Annotated in this window: 15 protein-coding genes; 13 read left to right on the top strand and 2 right to left on the bottom strand. The window is 74.4% G+C overall.

Going from position 1 to position 17,951, the window contains the following annotated elements:
• The first annotated feature begins 8 nt into the window (after positions 1-8).
• Genes VYL96_RS11930 through VYL96_RS11920 form a run of 3 tightly spaced genes read left to right on the top strand, consistent with a single transcriptional unit; the run spans position 9 to position 2,966 of the window.
• Complete coding sequence (locus VYL96_RS11930; protein WP_329437467.1) at positions 9-1,169, top strand: acyl-CoA dehydrogenase family protein; 1,161 nt, start codon at positions 9-11, stop codon at positions 1,167-1,169.
• Positions 1,170-1,172: 3 nt separating this feature from the next.
• The gene (gene mmsB / locus VYL96_RS11925) at positions 1,173-2,078 is read left to right on the top strand and encodes a 3-hydroxyisobutyrate dehydrogenase (protein WP_131885299.1); all 906 of its coding nucleotides are present in this window, start codon (positions 1,173-1,175) and stop codon (positions 2,076-2,078) included.
• Between the two features lie 24 nt (positions 2,079-2,102).
• Positions 2,103-2,966, top strand: a complete 864-nt coding sequence (locus tag VYL96_RS11920; RefSeq protein ID WP_131885298.1) for a LuxR C-terminal-related transcriptional regulator — start codon at positions 2,103-2,105, stop codon at positions 2,964-2,966.
• Between the two features lie 63 nt (positions 2,967-3,029).
• On the opposite strand, the gene VYL96_RS11915 is transcribed toward VYL96_RS11920, so the two are convergent.
• Together VYL96_RS11915 and VYL96_RS11910 are read right to left on the bottom strand one after the other, a co-directional pair.
• Positions 3,030-4,337, bottom strand: coding sequence for a cytochrome P450 (locus VYL96_RS11915; RefSeq protein WP_131885297.1), 1,308 nt, complete (start codon positions 4,335-4,337; stop codon positions 3,030-3,032).
• A gap of 54 nt (positions 4,338-4,391) precedes the next feature.
• Positions 4,392-5,363 carry a polysaccharide pyruvyl transferase family protein gene (locus VYL96_RS11910; RefSeq protein ID WP_131885296.1) on the bottom strand — a complete coding sequence of 324 codons (972 nt, stop codon included), beginning with the start codon at positions 5,361-5,363 and terminating at the stop codon, positions 4,392-4,394.
• A 66-nt stretch (positions 5,364-5,429) separates the two neighbouring features.
• Between VYL96_RS11910 and VYL96_RS11905 the strand changes: the two genes are divergently transcribed.
• From VYL96_RS11905 to VYL96_RS11860, 10 genes are read left to right on the top strand one after another with little or no spacing between them, the layout of a single operon-like run.
• Positions 5,430-6,275, top strand: coding sequence for a glycosyltransferase family 2 protein (locus tag VYL96_RS11905; protein WP_131885295.1), 846 nt, complete (start codon positions 5,430-5,432; stop codon positions 6,273-6,275).
• Positions 6,276-6,321: 46 nt separating this feature from the next.
• On the top strand, positions 6,322-7,242 hold the full coding sequence (locus VYL96_RS11900) for a glycosyltransferase family 2 protein (protein WP_131885294.1): 921 nt from the start codon (positions 6,322-6,324) through the stop codon (positions 7,240-7,242).
• Between the two features lie 52 nt (positions 7,243-7,294).
• A complete protein-coding gene (locus VYL96_RS11895; protein WP_131885293.1) occupies positions 7,295-8,935 on the top strand; it encodes a carbamoyltransferase family protein in 1,641 nt (546 codons plus the stop codon).
• Positions 8,932-10,557, top strand: a complete 1,626-nt coding sequence (locus tag VYL96_RS11890; protein ID WP_131885292.1) for an HAD-IIIA family hydrolase — start codon at positions 8,932-8,934, stop codon at positions 10,555-10,557. The genes VYL96_RS11895 and VYL96_RS11890 overlap by 4 nt, the downstream gene beginning before the upstream one ends.
• Positions 10,557-11,618 carry a glycosyltransferase family 9 protein gene (locus VYL96_RS11885; RefSeq protein WP_131885291.1) on the top strand — a complete coding sequence of 354 codons (1,062 nt, stop codon included), beginning with the start codon at positions 10,557-10,559 and terminating at the stop codon, positions 11,616-11,618. The genes VYL96_RS11890 and VYL96_RS11885 overlap by 1 nt, the downstream gene beginning before the upstream one ends.
• Positions 11,606-12,577, top strand: coding sequence for a glycosyltransferase (locus VYL96_RS11880; RefSeq protein WP_131885290.1), 972 nt, complete (start codon positions 11,606-11,608; stop codon positions 12,575-12,577). The genes VYL96_RS11885 and VYL96_RS11880 overlap by 13 nt, the downstream gene beginning before the upstream one ends.
• Positions 12,574-14,403: a glycosyltransferase gene (locus VYL96_RS11875; RefSeq protein WP_131885289.1), complete on the top strand. Its 1,830-nt coding sequence runs from the start codon at positions 12,574-12,576 to the stop codon at positions 14,401-14,403. The genes VYL96_RS11880 and VYL96_RS11875 overlap by 4 nt, the downstream gene beginning before the upstream one ends.
• The gene (locus VYL96_RS11870) at positions 14,393-15,766 is read left to right on the top strand and encodes a PfkB family carbohydrate kinase (protein WP_131885288.1); all 1,374 of its coding nucleotides are present in this window, start codon (positions 14,393-14,395) and stop codon (positions 15,764-15,766) included. Before VYL96_RS11875 ends, VYL96_RS11870 begins: the two co-directional genes overlap by 11 nt.
• Positions 15,756-16,853, top strand: coding sequence for a glycosyltransferase family 9 protein (locus VYL96_RS11865; protein WP_165928444.1), 1,098 nt, complete (start codon positions 15,756-15,758; stop codon positions 16,851-16,853). The genes VYL96_RS11870 and VYL96_RS11865 overlap by 11 nt, the downstream gene beginning before the upstream one ends.
• Positions 16,850-17,821, top strand: coding sequence for an NAD-dependent epimerase/dehydratase family protein (locus tag VYL96_RS11860; protein WP_131885287.1), 972 nt, complete (start codon positions 16,850-16,852; stop codon positions 17,819-17,821). The genes VYL96_RS11865 and VYL96_RS11860 overlap by 4 nt, the downstream gene beginning before the upstream one ends.
• The last annotated feature ends 130 nt before the right edge of the window (positions 17,822-17,951 follow it).

Raw genomic sequence — 17,951 nt, 5'->3', positions numbered from 1 at the left:
GAACTTCGATGTTCACGCTTGATGACGACGACAAGGTCATCGTCGACGCCGCACGCGAATTCTCGGACAAGCGGGTCGGGCCCATGGCGCAGGAGTGGGACGAGACCCACCACTTCCCGAAGGACGTCCTGCGCGAGGCCGCCGGGATGGGCATGGGCGCGATCTATGTCTCGGAGGACGTCGGGGGCAGCGGGATGCGTCGCCTGGACGGTGTCCGCATCTTCGAGCAGCTCGCGCGGGGGTGTCCGTCGGTGGCGGCGTACCTGTCGATCCACAACATGTGCGTGTGGATGGTCGACGAGTTCGGCACGGACGAGCAGCGGCAGGAGTGGATCCCGCGGCTGGCCTCGATGGAGCTGTTCGCGAGCTACTGCCTGACCGAGCCGGGCGCCGGTTCGGACGCGGCGGCGCTGCGGACGAAGGCGGTGCGGGACGGCGACCACTACGTGCTCACCGGGACCAAGCAGTTCATCTCCGGTGGCGGGCAGTCGGACGTCTACCTCGTCATGGCGCGGACCGGGGACGCCGGCCCCAAGGGCATCTCGGCGTTCCTGGTCCCTGCGGACTCCGAGGGGCTGAGCTTCGGCGCGGACGAGCGGAAGATGGGCTGGAACGCGCAGCCCACCGCGCAGGTGATCATGGAGGGCGTGCGCGTGCCGACCGCCAACCTCATCGGCGGTGCGGATTCCGGCGGGGAGGGGCTGGGCTTCACCATCGCCATGCGCGGTCTCAACGGCGGCCGCATCAACATCGCGGCCTGTTCGCTGGGCGGCGCGCAGGAGGCCTATGCGCGGGCGGTGGCCCATGTGCGGGACCGTGAGGCGTTCGGTGGGGCGCTCATCGACGAGCCGACCATCCGTTTCACCCTCGCGGAGCTGGCCACCGAGCTGGAGGCCAGCCGGCTGATGTTGTGGCGGGCGGCGGCGCTGGACGCCAAGGAGCCCGACCACGTCGAACTGTGCGCCATGGCCAAGCTGTTCGTCACCGACCGCTGCTTCGACATCGCGGACCGGTCGCTGCAGCTGTTCGGCGGCTACGGATATCTATCCGAGTACGGAATCGAGAAGATCGTGCGGGATCTGCGGGTCCACCGCATCCTTGAGGGCACGAACGAGATCATGCGTGTCGTCGTCGGCCGGGCCGTCGCCGCTCGCGGACTGGGAGCGTAGTAGATGAGCAACGTGGACACGAGCAAGCCGACCGTGGCGTTCCTCGGGCTGGGCAACATGGGCGGGCCGATGGCCGCCAATCTGGTCGGGGCCGGTCACGAGGTCCGTGGCTTCGATCCGGTCGAGGCCGCGCAGCAGACCGCCCGTGAGGCCGGGGTGACGGTGTGCGGGTCGCCGGCCGAGGCGGTGCAGGGCGCCGCCGTGGTCATCACGATGCTGCCCAACGGGGAGCTGGTGACCTCGACCTACGCTGACGTGCTCGGTTCCGCCGAGGCGGGCACGCTGTTCATCGACTCGTCCACCATCTCGGTCGACGACGCCCGCGCGGTCCACGAGCAGGCGGTGTCGGCCGGGATGCTGCAGGTGGACGCCCCCGTCTCGGGCGGGGTCAAGGGCGCCACCGCCGGCACCCTGGCGTTCATGGTCGGTGGTGAGGACGAGGCGTTCGCGGCCGCGCAGCCGGTCCTCGAGCCGATGGCGGGCAAGATCATCCACTGCGGCGGCGCCGGTGCGGGCCAGGCCGCGAAGGTCTGCAACAACATGGTTCTGGCCGTGCACCAGATCGCGATCGGTGAGGCGTTCGTCCTGGCGGAGCGGCTGGGGCTCGAGCACCAGGCGCTGTTCGACGTCGTCACCGGGGCGACCGGCAACAGCTGGGCGCTGCACACCAACTGCCCGGTGCCCGGCCCGGTCCCGACCTCGCCGGCGAACAACGAGTTCAAGCCCGGGTTCGCCACCGCACTGATGAACAAGGACCTGGGCCTGGCGCTGGCCGCGCTGGAGAGCACCGGGACCGTGGCGCCGCTCGGCGCGGCGGCCGCGGCACTGTACGACGAGTTCGCGCAGGACAACGGCGACAAGGACTTCAGTGCGATCATCACCAGCATCCGCGACTCCGCGCGGAGCTGACCCGTCAGTACGAGGAGAGTTGCCATGACCACCCTCCGGCCGAGTGATTCGGACGCCGTCCTGGGCGCACTGCGCAGGGCCCGACAGGAGTCCGGGCTCCCGATCGTCTTCGCGGGGGAGGGGAACGGCGAGACCGCCCAGCTCAGCCGGTTCATCGGCGCCCGGACCACCTCGATGCAGGGTCTGCAGGTGGCCAAGGGGCGCGGGCTCGGCGGTCACGTCATGGCGTCCGGGCGACCGGCGACGGTCCGCGACTACGAGGACTGCTCCGGGATCACCCGGCATTACGCCGAGGCGGTGGGGCAGGAGGGCCTGCGGGCCATCATCTCGGTTCCGGTGATGGTCTCCGGCGTCGCGCGCACGATCCTCTACGGGTCGGCGCGCGTGGCCACCCAGCTCGGCGACCACGTCACCCGGACGTTCAACTCGGTGGCCGCCGAGCTGGCCTCGGAGTTCCGGGTCCGCGACGAGGTCGACCGTCGACTGCGCATGGCCGATGTCGCCGCCGCCGAGCACACGGTCGGCCTGGAGGCCTCGGATCGTGAGCAGCTGCGGGTGCTGCACGGTGAGCTGCGCGCGATCGCCGCGGAGCTGGGCGACCCGGCGCTGCGTGACAGGCTGCTGGCAGCCGGGTCGGCCCTCGCCGGGGTCGGGCGCTCGCCTGACGTCGGCGAGGTGCCGGCCTCCGCCAAGTCGGTGCTCTCGCCCCGGGAGATCGACGTCCTCGCGCAGGTGGCGCTCGGGTTGTCCAACGCGGAGGTGGGCGCGCGGTTGTCGCTCTCGCCGGAGACGATCAAGGCGTACCTGCGCAACATCGGCACCAAGCTCGGGACGCGGTCGCGAATGGAGTCGGTGGCCCGGGCGAGGCTGCTCGGCTTCCTGCCCTGACCCGCCCCCGCCGTACCTCCGCCGCCCGCCCCGCCGTCGCGACGGCGGGGCGGCGGCGCGGCTCTACGTCGTCGCGGTCTGCGGCTCCTGCCACGTCACCCGCACGCCGGTAGCGGGTCGGGTGAGCATGTGGGTCCACGGGAACGTCATGTCGTCGGGATCCCGACTGATGCGCACCTCGGGGCGGCACAGGGCGGCCACGGTGGCGGACAGCGCGGTCACGGCGATCTTCTCGCCGGGGCAGCGGTGGCCCGTGCGCACCCCGGCCCCGCCGTGGGGGATGAACGCCTCGAGCGCCTCGGCGTCGTCGACACCCATGAAGCGCCCGGGGTCGAAGGTGGTGGCGTCGGGCCAGTGGTTGGGGTCGGTGTCGGTGCCGAGGAGATCGAGCAGGACGAGCTGGTTCTTGCGGACCGGGCAGCCCTGGACCTCGAAGTCCGTCGTGGCCAGGGCGGGCAGCATGGGAACGAACGGATAGACCCGGCGGACCTCCTGGGCGAACGCCACGGCCTCCGGGATGTCCGTGAGCCGACCGGTCGTTGACGCCGCCTCCCGGATCCGGTCCGCCCACCGCGGATGCTCGGCGAGGGCGACCGCCGCGAACGCGGCGAACCGGGCCACCGCCACGGTGGGTCGGGTCAGGTTCTGCAGTTCCACCGCCGCGGTGCGGTCGTCGACGGGCGCGCCGTTCTCGTCGCGCAGGTCCGCCATGGCCGACAGGACGGAGCCGGGCTCGGCCCGCAGGTCGTCAGAGCGCACCGCGCGGATCAGTCCCGTGGCCCAGCGGTCCAGTCGCACGCGCTCGAACTCCGCGACCGGGTTGGTCGCGACGCGCCCGAACGTGTCGAGCAGCCGGCTCATCTGCCGTGCGCGACGGTCGGCCTCCGGCGGCGTGAGCGGCAGCCCGGCCCACCGGAACGCCGCCCGGCCGAACGCGGTCGACGTGTCGTCGTAGACGGTGCCGCCGCCGCTGCGCGCCCACCGGTCGAGCATCTCCTCGAGCTCGTCGGCCACCAGCTGAGCGAACCGGGCGACCCGGTCGTCGTCGTAGGCCATGTCCGCGAGCGCGTTCTTCCGAGCCGCGTGCGCGCGGCCGTCGAGCTTGTGGACGGAGCCGGGGCCGAACAGCGGCAGCCGGATGAACGACGGCATGGCCCCGTCTCGCTTGACCTTGTCGGCGTCGTAGAAGGCGCGGACGCCGTCGATGCCCCGCAGCAGCACCGTGCTGCGGCCCATCAGCCGGAGGCGGACCGGGGTCTGCGACTCGGGGGAGACGCCCGCCCGCTGACGCACCCGGGAGGCGAACAGATAGCCGGAGCGGAGGAAGTCGAGGGACTGGTCACCCATTACTCGGGCGGTGGGTCGGGTCATCGGGCGCTCTCCTTCGTGCTCGGGTGGGAACTCGCGGTCGGCGTCCCGGCCACACTAGAGCGACTCGCGCCGACGCGCTTCCGGTCGCGACCGCAGCGCCTCCATCAGGTCGTCGAGCATGTCGTCGGACGGCCGGTCGTCGGCGCGTCGGTGGGCGGTGGCGCGGCCGTCGGGGGACAGGCACCAGCGCCACCAGTGGTCGAGAACGGTTTCACCGGGGCCGGGGGCGCCCAGGCCGTCGGCGGTGAACGCGTCCGCGCCGGGGGCGCCCGCGCCGAGGTCGTCGGCGCCGACGACCGCCGGCCAGTCCCACGCGGCGGCCTGCGCGGACACCTTGCCGCCACCGCTGATCGGGTCGATCGCCAGTGCGGGCACACCGGCCTGCAGGGCCAGCACGAGTCCGTGCATCCGCATCGTCACCACGGCGTCCATGCGGGCGATCACCGAGCTCACCTGACCGGGCGTCGAGGGCAGTCGCCAGTCGCGGGGGTCGAGTCGGGTCTCCAGCGGGAGCAGCGCCGCGTCCAGGCCACCCAGCCAGTCGGTGAGTGCGCCGATCACGGCCTCGTGGCGCCGCCGGTCGCCGTACTCCTGTTGGCCACCGGTCAGGTACACCCCGACGACGGGCACCGCCGGTGGCGGGACGTGTGTGGCCAGGTCGGGTCGCGCGGTCGAACCGGGGGCGTCGCGGGCGATCACGGCGTCGAGCCGGTCGAGCAGTGGATCGGCGTGGTCCACGACGCTGACGCCGACAGCGATCCGTCGGCAGCGGGGGAAGCGGTCCAGCATCTCGACCGCGGCGTCGCCGCTGGCGGGGCCGCAGACGAAGACCACGTGGGTGTAGCGGGCGGGGTCGACGTCGTCGAGGCGGAGGCCGCCGGGCGGGCACATCACCGCGCTCCAGGCGGTGTCGTGACCGATCCCGTCGGCGGTGAGGCGACGGGCCACCGCCTCCATCGCCAGGACGTCGCCGGCCGTGGCCTCGCCGTGCAGGGGACTGGACCAACCGACGATGAGTACGCGCACCCCGTCGAGCCTGCCCGACGCGGCTCCGCCCCGCCAGCCCCGGCTCGTCGGGCTAGCCTCGGGCCGGTGAACACCAACGTGACCGTCGTGGTGGCCTCGAGGAACCGGCGAGAGGACCTCAGGGCCACCCTGCCCCGCCATGACGCGCCCGTGATCGTCGTGGACAACGCCTCGGACGACGACTCGGTGGAGGTGTGCCGCGCCGCGGGCGACCACGTGAGTGTCATCGCGTCGCCCGAGAACCTCGCCGCGAGGGCCCGCACCGTCGGTGCGCGGGCGGCGCGGACCGAGCTCGTCGCGTTCGCCGACGACGACTCGTGGTGGGAACCGGGCTCCCTCGAGCGGGCGGTGCGGCTCTTCGCCGAGTATCCGCGCCTCGGCCTGGCCGCCGGCACCATCCTCGTGGGGCCGTCGAACGAGCCGGACCCGATCAACGCGGTCCTCGCCGACTCGCCCCTGGGCACCGCACCCGACGCCCCGGGCCCGGCCCTGCTGGGTTTCGTCGGATGCGGTGCGATCGTCCGCCGCGACGCGTTCCTCGGGGTGGGCGGGTTCGACGACGTCATCCGTTTCCCCGGCGAGGAGGAGCGGGTCGCCCTCGACCTGCACGACGCGGGCTGGCAGATCTGTCACGTCCCGGACCTCGTGGCCCACCACCACCCGTCGCCGGTGCGGGACGCGCCGGGGATCCGCCGGGCCGGCCTCACCCGCAGCCGGCTCCTCACCGCGGTCCTCCGGTTGCCGGCGGGCGCGGTCGCGGGTGAGGTCGTGGACGGGATGCGCAGCGCGGACGGACGGAGAGGGCTCCTCAGCGCGGTGCCGCGGATCCCCGCCGCACTCGCGGCGCGCCGGGTCGTCGGGGAGCCCACCCTGCGCGCGCGGGGGCGGCTCCGCGCGGCGGACGACGGGTAGAAGCCCCACAGGGGACGCGTGGACGCACACGGGAGAGGAGAGTCGGATGAGCAGCGTACCGGAGCCGGAAGGTCGGGATCCCAGGGTGAGCGTGGTGATGATCACCTGGAACCGCCGCGAGGAGGCGCTCGCCGCTCTGGACCGGCTGGCGGAGCTGCCCGAGCGCCCGGAGGTCATCGTCGTCGACAACGGCTCCACCGACGGCACCGCGGACGCCGTCACCCGCCAGCACCCGGGCGTGCGGCTCATCGCCAGCCCCACGAACCTCGGCGCGGTCGGCCGCAACCTCGGGGTGGACGCGGCGACCACCCCCTACGTCGCGTTCTGCGACGACGACACGTGGTGGGATCCGGGTTCGCTGCGCGCCGGTGCGGACGCCCTCGACGCGCATCCGCGGCTGGGCGTGGTCACGGCGCGGATCGTCGTGGAGCCGGGCGGTGAGGACGACCCGATCGTGCCGGAGCTGGAGAACTCGCCGGTGCGCGGCCCGGACTGGCTCCCCGGGCCGGCGCTGGGCAGCTTCCTCGCGGGGGCGAGCATCGTCCGGGCCGAGGCCTACCGGGAGGTCGGCGGCTTCCACGAGCGTCTGTGGCTGGGGGGCGAGGAGGAGCTGCTCGCGGCCGACCTCGCCGCCGCCGGCTGGGAGCTGTGTTACCTGCCCGAGATGACCGTGCACCACCAGGCGTCGGTGCTGCGCGATCCGCATCTGCGCCGCCGTCACGGCATCCGGAACACCCTGTGGTTCACGTGGCTGCGCCGGCCGCTGCCCGCCGCGCTCCGGCGTACGCGGGACGTCCTCGCGGGCGCGCCGCGGGATCGGGTCACCGCGGCGGGGGTGCTCGACGCCCTCCGCGGCGCGGCCTGGGTGGCGAGGGATCGGCGGGTCCTGCCACCGCACGTCGAGGCGCGTTTCCTGGCCCTCGAGGAGAGCCAGAAGTCCAGCGCGGCAAGGCGCTACGAGAGCTGAGGCTTCGCGCGTTCGGTGGCCACTTCCCCCCGATCGGGCCTAAGGTCGCGCCATGATCGTCTTGGGAGTAAATGCCACCTTCCACGATTCGTCCGCCGCGCTGGTCGTCGACGGGCGAGTGGTCGCCGCGGCTGAGGAGGAACGCTTCTCCCGCCGCAAGCACGCCAAGCGGCCGGTGCCGTTCTCGGCGTGGGAGCTGCCGGAGCTGTCGATGCGCTGGTGTCTCGAGGAGGCCGGCATCACCGCGGCGGATCTGGACGCAGTGGGGTACGCCTTCGACCCCGAGCTGGCGGCGCTGCAGCCCGACGACCCCTTCGACCCGGTGCGCATCGACTACGTGCGGCGCGCGCCGGAGTTCCTCGCCGAGGCGCTGCCCGGGCTGGACCCCGACCGGGTGCGGTTCGTCGAGCACCACGTCGCGCACGCCGCCTCCGCCGCCCTGGCCGGGCCGCACCGCACGTGTGCGGTCCTGGTCAACGACGGCCGAGGGGAGCGGCACTCCCAGCTCGCGGGGCATTACCGCGACGGCGAGCTGGAGATCTGTCACCGCCAGGACCTGCCCGATTCGCTGGGCCTGTACTACGAGTCGCTCACCGAGCACCTGGGCTTCCTGCGCTCGAGCGACGAGTTCAAGGTGATGGCGCTGGCCTCCTACGGCGAGCCGCGGTTCCTGCCGGAGCTGCGTGAGAGCCTGCACGCGAACCCGGACGGGGGGTTCACCGCGCGCGCCCCGGAGTGGGAGCGGTTCGCGCCCCGCCGCGTCGACGACGGGACGTGGGGAGGCGTGCACGCCGACCTCGCCGCGTCGGTGCAGGCCGGCGTCGAGGAGGTGCTGGTGGAGAACGCCCGGTGGCTGCACCGGCAGACGGGGGAGCGGGTGCTCACCATGGCGGGCGGGACCGCGCTCAACTGCGTGGCCAACACGCGGATCTGGCGCGAGGGGCCGTTCGACGAGGTGTGGGTCCAGCCGGCGTCCGGCGACTCCGGCACCGCCCTGGGGGCGGCGCTGCACCTGGCGCGCGAGCAGGACGAGCTCGCCCCGGGTGCCGTGGACCCCGCTGCGGGGCGTGGATGGGACGACGACGAGCTGGCGCAGTGGCTGACCGCGGCCCGCGTGCCCTTCACCACCCCGGATGATCTGGTGGGCGAGGTGGCCGATCTGCTCGCCGACGACGGTGTCATCGCGTGGTTCGACGGGCGTAGTGAGTTCGGTCCCCGGGCGCTGGGCCGCCGGTCCCTGCTGGCCAACCCGACGCGGGCCGCGAACGTCGAGCGGCTCAACGACGTCAAGGGGCGCGAGCAGTTCCGGCCCGTGGCCCCCATGATCCTCGCCGAGCGCGCCGCCGACATCGTCACCGACGGCCCGCTGCCGAGTCCGTACATGTTGTTCGTGCACACCGTGCGGCCCGAATGGCGGGACAGGTTGCCCGCGGTCGTGCACACCGACGGCACCGCGCGGGTCCAGACCGTCTCCGACGCGGACACGCCCAGGGTCGCCGACCTGCTGCGCGCCTTCGAGGCGCGGACAGGCGTCCCGGTTCTGGTCAACACGAGTCTGAACACGGCCGGCCGACCCATGGTCGACGATCCCCGTGACGCCCTCGAGTTGTTCGGGTCGGCGCCGGTCGCCGCGCTCGTGCTCGGCCCGCACCTCGTGCGCCGCGCGGACTTCGTGGTCGGCGGTGACGCATGAGCCGAGCCCCCCGCTGGGCGATCGTCGTGCCCACCATCGGTCGACCGTGCCTGCAGGCGATGCTCGACTCCCTGGCCGCGCAGCGGACCGACGACACTCACCCGGCACCCGTGGAGGTCGTGCTCGTCGATGACCGGCCGGGACGGGTCGACCCGCTGACGGCGAGCCTGCCGGGAGTCGACTGGCCGCTGCGGGTCGTCCGCGGCTACGGGCGCGGGCCCGCCGCCGCCCGCAACCGTGGCTGGCGGGCCACGCACGAGTCGGCCCCGGAGTGGATCTCCTTCCTCGACGACGACGTGATCCTGCCCGACGGGTGGCTCTCCGGGCTCGTGGACGACCTCGCGGCGTGCGGCCCGGACACGGGTGCCACGCAGGCCTCGATCCGCGTGCCGCGTCCGACGGATCGCCCGCCGACGGACTGGGAGCGCAACGTCGCCGCGCTCGAGGGTGCGGACTGGGCGACCGCGGACATGGCGTACCGCCGTGCGGCCCTCGAGCAGGTGGCGGGCTTCGACGAGCGGTTCCCCCGGGCCTTCCGCGAGGACGCCGATCTCGCGCTGCGGGTCCGCCGCGCGGGCTGGTCGCTCGCCCGTGGTGCGCGGCACATCATCCACCCCGTGCGCCCGGCCGACGACGGGGTGAGCCTGCGCCTGCAGGCCGGCAACGCCGACGACGCCCTCATGCGGAGGCTGCACGGCCCGCGCTGGCGCGAGGTGGCACAGGCCCCGGGCGGCGGATTCGGCTATCACGTGGCCACCGTGGCCGGGGCGCTGGCCGCCACGGGTGGCGCCGCCACGGCGGTGGCCGCGGGCGCGTGGGCGCGCACCGCCCCCGCCGCGGGCCTCGCGACCGGGACCGATGCCGGCGCCGCCCGCGCGGCCTGTACCGCCCGTGTGGCTGGCGCGGCGGCCGGAGTCGGTGCGCTGGTCTGGGCGGGCCTCACCGCTCGTTTCCTGGCCATCCGGCTCGGACCCGGGCCCCGACCCGGCCACCCGGAGTTCCGGGCCGAGCTGCGCCGGATGGTCCCGACCTCCCTCACCATCCCGTTCGCGGCGGTCCGCCACCGGATCGACGGGTGGCGACGCCACCGTGACGCGACACCGTGGCCGCCGACGCCCCGCGCGGTGCTGTTCGACCGCGACGGCACCCTCGTGCGGGACGTGCCCTACAACGGGGACCCGGCGAAGGTCGAGCTCATGCCCGGCGCCCGCGAGGCCGTCGACCGGGCCCGCGCCGCCGGCCTGGCGGTCGGCGTGGTCTCCAACCAGTCCGGCATCGCCCGGGGACTGCTCGACGAGGCGGCGGTCCGCGCGGTCAACGCCCGGGTCGACGAGCTCGTCGGCGGGATGGACACCTGGCGGTACTGCCCGCACGGACCGGAGGACGGGTGCGGCTGCCGCAAGCCCGAACCCGGTCTCGTCACCGGCGCCGCCGCCGACCTCGGAGTCGACCCGCGTGAGTGCGTGGTCATCGGGGACATCGGCGCCGACGTCGAGGCCGCCCTGGCCGCACGCGCCCGGCCGGTCCTCGTGCCGACCCCGGTGACCCGGCCCGAGGAGGTCCGCGACGCCCCGTGCGTCGCCCCCGACCTGCTCACGGCGGTGGGGGAGGTGCTGCGCTGATGGGACGCACCCTGGCCGTCCGGCTCGACTCCGACGGCGACGTGCTGCTCTGCGGCCCCGCCCTGGCCCTGCTCGCCGAGACGGGCGACGAGGTGGACCTGCTGGTCTCCTCCCAGGGCCTCGCGGCCGCCGGGCTCCTCCCGGCGGTCTCCGAGGTGCTGGTGTACGACGCCCCCTGGTCGGGCTTCCGTCCGCCGCCGGTCGACCGCGCCGCCACCGCGGACCTGGTCGAGCGGATCGCGTCCGGCGGCTACGACCGGGCGGCGGTGTTCACCTCGTTCCACCAGAGCCCCCTGCCGATGGCGCTGCTGCTGCGGCTGGCCGGGGTGCCGTTCATCGCCGCCGCCAGCGTCGACTACCCCGGTTCTCTGCTCGACGTACGCGTCCGCCGCGACGACCCGCCCGGCGGCGGGCACGAGGTCGAGGCCGCGGTCGAGATCGCCGTCGCGGCCGGCGCCCGGCGGCCTGACCGGATCCCCGGCCTCGCCGTGCGACACCCGCTCCCCGACGTGACCGATCTGCTCCCGGGCGACGGGCGCGACCTCGTCGTCGTCCACCCCGGCGCCTCCGTCCCCGCCCGGTCGCTCACGCCCGCCCACGCCGGGCGCATCGTCGCGGCGCTGCGCGACGCCGGGTACCTCGTCGCGGTCACCGGCGGCCTCGGCGAGCGTGACCTGGTCGCACGGACCCTCGCCGCGTGCCCCGGCAGCACCGGCGGCGACGTCCTCGACCTCGCCGGTCGCACCGACCTAGCGCAACTGGCTGCGGTGCTCGAGAGCGCGGCCGTCGTCGTCGTCGGCAACACCGGCCCCGCCCACCTGGCCGCCGCCGTCGGCACCCCCGTCGTCTCGCTGTTCTCCCCGGTGGTCCCCGCCGACCGCTGGGCGCCCTGGGGCGTGCCCGTGCGGCTCCTCGGCGACCAACACGCGCCGTGCCGCGACACCCGCGCCCGCGAGTGCCCCGTCGACGGGCACCCGTGCCTGACCGGCGTCCCGCCGGACGAGGTGGTCGCCGCCGTCACCGGACTCGCCACGGAGTGGAGGGCCCGATGCGCATCCTGATCTGGCACGTCCACGGCTCCTGGACCACGTCCTTCGTCCAGGGGGACCACGAGTACCTCGTGCCCGTCCTGCCGGACCGGGGCCCCGACGGCCGCGGCCGCGCGCAGACGTGGGACTGGCCCGCCTCGGTGTCCGAACTCGACCCCGGGCAGCTGCGCGAGCAGGCCTCGGACGGCGGGATCGACGTGGTCATCCTCCAACGCGCCCACGAGGTCGACCTGCTTCGCGAGTGGACGGGACTGCGGGCCGGCGTCGACGTGCCGGCCGTCTACGTCGAGCACGACACCCCCCGCGAGCACGCGGCCGGGTCCCGGCACCCGATGGCCGACCAGGACCGGGTGCCCGTCATCCACGTGACCCGCTTCAACCGCATGATGTGGGACTGCGGATCCGCGCGCACCGGCGTGGTCGAGCACGGCATCGTCGACCCGGGGCGGTCGTGGACGGGGGAGGACGCCAGCCTCGCTGTCGTCGTCAACGAACCGGTACGCCGTGGCCGCATCGCCGGCACCGACCTCGTCGTGGACCTGGGACGTCAGGTCCCCCTCCACGTCTACGGCATGGGGATGGACGAGCTCGCCGAGCTCGCGCCGCACCTCGCGCCGACGCTGCACGAGAACCCGCCCCAGGCAGAACTGCACCGCACGCTCGGCCGGCACCGCGCCTACTTCCACCCGTACCGGTGGACCAGCCTCGGCCTGGCCCTGCTCGAGGCCATGACGCTCGGCATGCCGGTCCTGGCGCTGAGCACCACCGAGGCGCCCCACGCGGTGCCGCCCGAGGCCGGCCTGCTCAGCAACGACCCCGACGAACTGCTCGCGCGCGCCCGGGACTGGCTCCACGACCGCGACGCCGCCGCGGCGGCCGGTGCCGCCGCCCGGGACCACGCGCTGCGCCACTACGGACTCGGCCGCTTCCTCGCGGACTGGGACACCGTCCTGCAGGAGGTGACGACATGAGGATCGCCCTGGTCTCGGAACACGCGAGCCCCCTGGCCGCACTCGGGGGGGAGGACGCCGGCGGGCAGAACGTCTACGTCGCCGAGCTGGCGACCGGCCTCGGCGCGCGGGGCCACGACGTCACCGTCTACACCCGCAGAGAATCGGCCTCGGCGCCCGAGACGATCCAGCTCGCCGAGCGGGTGCGGCTGGTCCACGTCACCGCCGGCCCCCCGGCACCGCTGCCCAAGGACGAGCTCGCCCCCTACATGGACGAGTTCGGGCGCGCGCTGGCGCGTCACTGGCTCTCCGACGGCGTCCCCGACGTCGCACACGCCCACTTCTGGATGTCCGGGCTGGCCGTGCAGCGCGCCCGGCAGACGGTCGACGTGCCCTTCCTCCAGACGTTCCACGCCCTCGGCGTGGTCAAGCGGCGCCACCAGGGTAGCGCCGACACCAGCCCGCCCGGCCGCCTCGCCGACGAGGTCGCGCTCGCGACCGGGGCCGACGCCGTCACGGCCAGCTGCCGCGACGAACGCCGCGAGCTCGTCGACCTCGGCGCCGACCCCGACCGTATCCACGTCATCCCCTGCGGGGTCGACCTCGAGCTGTTCCACCCCGACGCCCACCGGACGCGCGCGGATCACCTGCCGCCGCGCCGCGACGGCCACCGACGGATCGTCTCCCTCGGCCGGATGGTGCCCCGTAAGGGCATCGACCACGCCATCCGCACGCTCACCTCCATCCCCGACGCAGACCTCGTCGTGGCCGGCGGGCCCGACCGTGCGGAACTCGACCGCGATCCCGAGGCCGTGCGGCTGCAGGCGCTCGCGCGCGAGCTCGGGGTCGACGACCGGGTGACCTTCACCGGGCGGCTCGACCGCCCGGACGCCGCCGCTCTCCTCGCCTCCGCCGATGTCGTGGTGGTGACCCCGTGGTACGAACCCTTCGGCATGGTCCAGCTCGAGGCCATGGCGTGCGGCCGCCCCCTCGTCGGCACGGCCGTGGGCGGGCTGCTCGACTCCGTCGACGACGGGGTCACCGGGCTACTCGTGCCACCCGGCGACCAGGCCGCCGTCACCCGCGCGGTGACCGAGCTGCTCGACGACCGCGACCGCGCGGAGGCCATGGGCGTCGCCGCGCGCCGCCGGGTCGAGGCGCTCTTCTCCTGGGACGGCGTCGTGGACGCGACCCTCACCGCCTACGCGGACGCCGCGCGGACGGCCGCCCCCCGCACGGCAGGGGACGCGGCCCCCGCCAGCGGGTGGCTCGAGTCGCACCTCGGGGGACTGCGTGCGGCGCTCGACGACGTCGCCCGACACGGGCCCACCCTCGACCGGTGGGCGGGCCGGCTCACCTCGCGCCTGCTCGCGGGCGGGAGGCTCCTGGCCGCCGGCAACGGCGGCAGTGCGGCCGAGGCCCAACACTTCACGGCCGAGTTCGTCGGACGGTTCATCGAGGACCGGCGTCCCGTCTCCGCGATAGCCCTGACCTCCGACCTGTCCGGACTCACCGCGATCGGCAACGACTACGGCTACGCGGAGGTCTTCGCCCGCCAGGTCGAGGCGCACGCCTCGCCGGGTGACATCCTCGTACTGCTGTCCACGAGCGGCACCAGCGAGAACGTCATCGCCGCCGCCCGCCGGGCGCGCGAGCGCGGCGTCACCACATGGGCCCTCACCGGAGGCGGACCCAACCCGCTCGAGGAGGAATGCGACGAGTCGATACGGGTCGCCTCCTGCAACACGGCGGTGATCCAGGAGTGTCACCTGGTGCTCCTGCACGCCCTCGCGGCCGCCGTGGACACGCGGCTGCCCCGGAGCCGAGAGGTGGACAATGCACGCTGACCCCGTGGCCGTCGTCGGAGACGTCGTCCTCGACCGTGACCTCGAGGGCACGTCGACCAGGCTGTGCCCTGACGCCCCCGTCCCCGTCGTGGACGCCGATCACACGCGCGTGAGTCCCGGCGGCGCCGGGTTGGCGGCGCTCATGTGCGCGCGCATCGACCGCGTGCCCCGCGTCCGGCTCGTCGCGCCCCTGGCCGACGACGCCGCCGGGGAGACGCTGCGCTCCGAGCTCGCCGACATCGACGTCCGTGCGCTCGGGCACGAGGGCGGCACCCGCACCAAGACCCGTATCCGGGCCGGCGGCCAGACGCTGCTCCGCGTGGACGACGGCGGGCCGGCCACCCCGCGCGACGTCGACCCCGCCGGGTTGGCCGACGCGCTGGCCGGGGCGGTCGTGCTCGTCAGTGACTACGGCGCGGGGACCACCCGCGACCCGGCGGTGCGCGCGGGGCTCGAACAGGCCGCGCGGGACGGCGACGTGATCTGGGACCCGCACCCCCGGGGCGGGCCGCCCGTGCCCGGGTGCGCGGTCGTCACCCCGAACCTGGCGGAGGCCCTCGACGCGGCGGGCGCCCTCGGCCTCGACGCCGACCCGGAACGGCCGGGCGACCTCGCCCGTGCGCTCCGCCGCGCGTGGGAGGCCCGTGCCGTGGTCGTCACCGTCGGCTCCGAGGGCGCCTGGCTCGCCGAGGGGGACGACCTGAGGCAGATCCCGTCCGGCGGGCGCGAGGCCGGCGACCCGTGCGGCGCCGGTGACCGCGTCGCGGCGTCGATCGCCGCGTCGTTGAGCCGGCGGGAGTCGGCGGCCACCGCGGCGGCCCGGGCCGTGGCCGACGCCTCCAGGTGGGTGGCGGAGGGTGGCGCCGCGGGGTTCCGCGGCCGGGGCAACCAGCCCGCCCCGAGCACCCTCGACGGCTTCGCCCACCGCATCGCCCGCACCCGCGAGGCGGGCGGGGTGATCGTCGCGACCGGCGGCTGCTTCGACGTCCTGCACGCCGGACACGCGCAGTACCTGCGGGCCGCCTGTGAGCTGGGCGACCTGCTGGTGGTCCTGCTCAACTCCGACGCCTCCGTACGCAGGCTCAAGGGGCCCGGCCGGCCGGTCAACCCGGTCGCCGACCGGCGCGCGCTGCTCGAGGCGCTGGCCAGCGTCGACGCCGTGGTGGTGTTCGACGAGGACGACCCGCGTGAGGCACTGGACACACTGCGGCCCGACGTCTGGGTCAAGGGCGGTGACTACCGCGTGGCCGACCTGCCGGAGGCGCCGCTCGTCCACAGCTGGGGCGGCCGGGTCGAGATCCTCCCGCTCCTGTCCGGTCGGTCCACGACCTCGATCCTCGATCGGATCAGCGATGCCGGTTGAGCCGTACACCGCCGAGGCGCTCCGGGCGGCCGGGGTGCCCACGCACGTCGACGTCGCCCGCGAGGAGCCGTGGGCGGTGCGGCCGGAGGACATCGGATCCGGAGACGTGCTCGCCCTCCGTGCCCTCGGGATGGGGGACGCCCTCACCGGCATCGCCCCGCTGCGGGGCCTGCGACGTCTGGCACCGGGGTCCCGGCTCGTGCTGGCGGCCCCCGCAGGGGTCGGCGGGTGGCTGGCGCGCCTGGGCGTCGTCGACGCGGTACTGCCGACCCCCGGCCTGGTCCCGCTCGGGCCGATCCGCGGGGGACAGATCGCCGTGGACCTGCACGGCAACGGCCCGGCCAGTCGCGGCCTCCTCACCGCCACGGACCCCGGCCGCCTCATCGGGTTCGACTGCCCGGAGGTGGGGCACGCCGGCCCGCCCTGGCGCCGTGACGAACACGAGGTCCACCGGTGGTGCCGCCTGGTGAGCGACGCCGGCGGACCGTGCGGCCCCGAGGACCTCCGCCTCACCGACCCCGACCCCGACCCCGCCCGCGCCGACCGCTCGCCCGGCGGATCATCCGGCCGGGCACCCGGGGGGCCGGTCGTCGTCCACCCCGGCGCCGCCGCGCCCGCACGACGCTGGCCGGTCGGGCGGTGGGCGGCCGTCGCGCGCGTGCTGGCCGAGGACGGTCACCGCGTGGTGGTCACCGGCTCGGCCGACGAGGCGGAGTTGACGGCCGAGGTCGCCGGGCCGACCCCCGGCGCGACCGACGTCGGGGGAGCACTCGACCTCGACGCCCTGACCGACCTCGTCCGCGGGGCCGCACTCGTCCTCAGCGGGGACACCGGCATCGCTCACCTCGCGACGGCGCTGGCCACCCCGTCGGTGGTCCTCTTCGGCCCCGTCCCGCCCCGCTGGTGGGGCCCGCTCATCGACCCTCATCTGCACCACGTCCTGTGGCACGGCGACCCGGACGCCGACTCGTGGGGCGACCCCCACGGTGACGTCGTCGATCCACGACTGGACGCCGTGCGGACCGACGAGGTGCTCGGATCCGCCTTCGACCTACTCAGCCACGACACGGGGAGGACCACATCATGACCCGAACCATCACACGGGCCGTCGTCACCGGAGGCGCCGGTTTCCTCGGCAGCCACCTGTGCACCGAACTCCGCCGCCGCGGCGTCGAGGTCGTCGCCCTGGACAACTTCCTCACCGGCACACCGGACAACCTCGCGCACCTCGCCGCGGATACCGGGTTCCAGTTGATGGAGCGTGACGTCACCGACTACGTCCACGTCCCGGGCCCGGTCGACCTCGTCCTGCACTTCGCGTCCCCGGCCTCGCCGATCGACTATCTCAAGCTACCCATCCACACCCTCCGGGTGGGGTCGCAGGGGACACACAACGCCCTGGGCCTCGCCCGCGACAAGGGCGCCCGGTTCGTCCTGGCCTCGACCTCCGAGGTGTACGGCGACCCACTCGTACACCCGCAGCCCGAGACGTACTGGGGCAACGTCAACCCGGTCGGCCCCCGCGGGGTGTACGACGAGGCCAAGCGGTACGCCGAGGCGCTCACCGAGGCCTACCGCACCACCCACGGAGTCGACACGGCGATCGTGCGCATCTTCAACACCTTCGGCCCCCGCATGCGCCCGCACGACGGGCGGGCGATCCCGACCTTCATCCGGCAGGCGCTGCGCGGAGAGGAACTCACCGTGGCCGGCGACGGGTCCCAGACCCGGTCGGTGTGCTTTGTCGACGATCTCGTGCGCGGGATCCTCGCGTTGGCCGAGTCGGGCCACGCGGGGCCGATGAACATCGGCAACCCCAACGAGCTCGAGGTGCTGCGCATCGCCCGCGACGTCATCGAAGCGGTCGGCTCGTCCTCGCGGATCCGGTACATCGACCGCCCCGTCGACGACCCGCAGGTCCGGCGCCCGGACACCGCGCTGGCGACCGAGGCGCTCGGCTGGGAGCCGGCCGTCCCGTGGGCGGACGGTCTCGCGCGCACTGTCGAGTGGTTCCGGACCAGGACACCGCACGAGCTCTCCGCACCCACCGCGTGAGCCAGATCACCCACCCTCCACTTTCGGGTGTATGAGGGTGTGGCAGTCATCACATACCTTGTCCGTCAATCGACGTTCACGCGTCGGGGACCACAGCGCCGGGACTCCACCCGGCGGCCCCTCACAGGAC

This window comes from Dietzia maris (assembly GCF_036287335.1).
Taxonomy (GTDB): domain Bacteria; phylum Actinomycetota; class Actinomycetes; order Mycobacteriales; family Mycobacteriaceae; genus Dietzia; species Dietzia cinnamea.
Note: the sequence above shows the minus strand (reverse complement) of the source record. Positions and strands in the feature narration are given on the sequence as shown.

Bases quoted from the DNA above. Each gene is read 5' to 3' on its own strand.
- VYL96_RS11920 (WP_131885298.1), top strand. From the start codon at position 2,103: ATGACCACCCTCCGGCCGAGTGATTCGGACGCCGTCCTGGGCGCACTG.
- VYL96_RS11880 (WP_131885290.1), top strand. From the start codon at position 11,606: ATGCGCATCCTGATCTGGCACGTCCACGGCTCCTGGACCACGTCCTTC.
- VYL96_RS11930 (WP_329437467.1), top strand. From the start codon at position 9: ATGTTCACGCTTGATGACGACGACAAGGTCATCGTCGACGCCGCACGC.
- VYL96_RS11875 (WP_131885289.1), top strand. From the start codon at position 12,574: ATGAGGATCGCCCTGGTCTCGGAACACGCGAGCCCCCTGGCCGCACTC.
- VYL96_RS11885 (WP_131885291.1), top strand. From the start codon at position 10,557: ATGGGACGCACCCTGGCCGTCCGGCTCGACTCCGACGGCGACGTGCTG.
- VYL96_RS11890 (WP_131885292.1), top strand. From the start codon at position 8,932: ATGAGCCGAGCCCCCCGCTGGGCGATCGTCGTGCCCACCATCGGTCGA.
- mmsB (WP_131885299.1), top strand. From the start codon at position 1,173: ATGAGCAACGTGGACACGAGCAAGCCGACCGTGGCGTTCCTCGGGCTG.
- VYL96_RS11915 (WP_131885297.1), bottom strand. From the start codon at position 4,337: ATGACCCGACCCACCGCCCGAGTAATGGGTGACCAGTCCCTCGACTTC.
- VYL96_RS11860 (WP_131885287.1), top strand. From the start codon at position 16,850: ATGACCCGAACCATCACACGGGCCGTCGTCACCGGAGGCGCCGGTTTC.
- VYL96_RS11900 (WP_131885294.1), top strand. From the start codon at position 6,322: ATGAGCAGCGTACCGGAGCCGGAAGGTCGGGATCCCAGGGTGAGCGTG.
- VYL96_RS11895 (WP_131885293.1), top strand. From the start codon at position 7,295: ATGATCGTCTTGGGAGTAAATGCCACCTTCCACGATTCGTCCGCCGCG.
- VYL96_RS11865 (WP_165928444.1), top strand. From the start codon at position 15,756: ATGCCGGTTGAGCCGTACACCGCCGAGGCGCTCCGGGCGGCCGGGGTG.
- VYL96_RS11870 (WP_131885288.1), top strand. From the start codon at position 14,393: ATGCACGCTGACCCCGTGGCCGTCGTCGGAGACGTCGTCCTCGACCGT.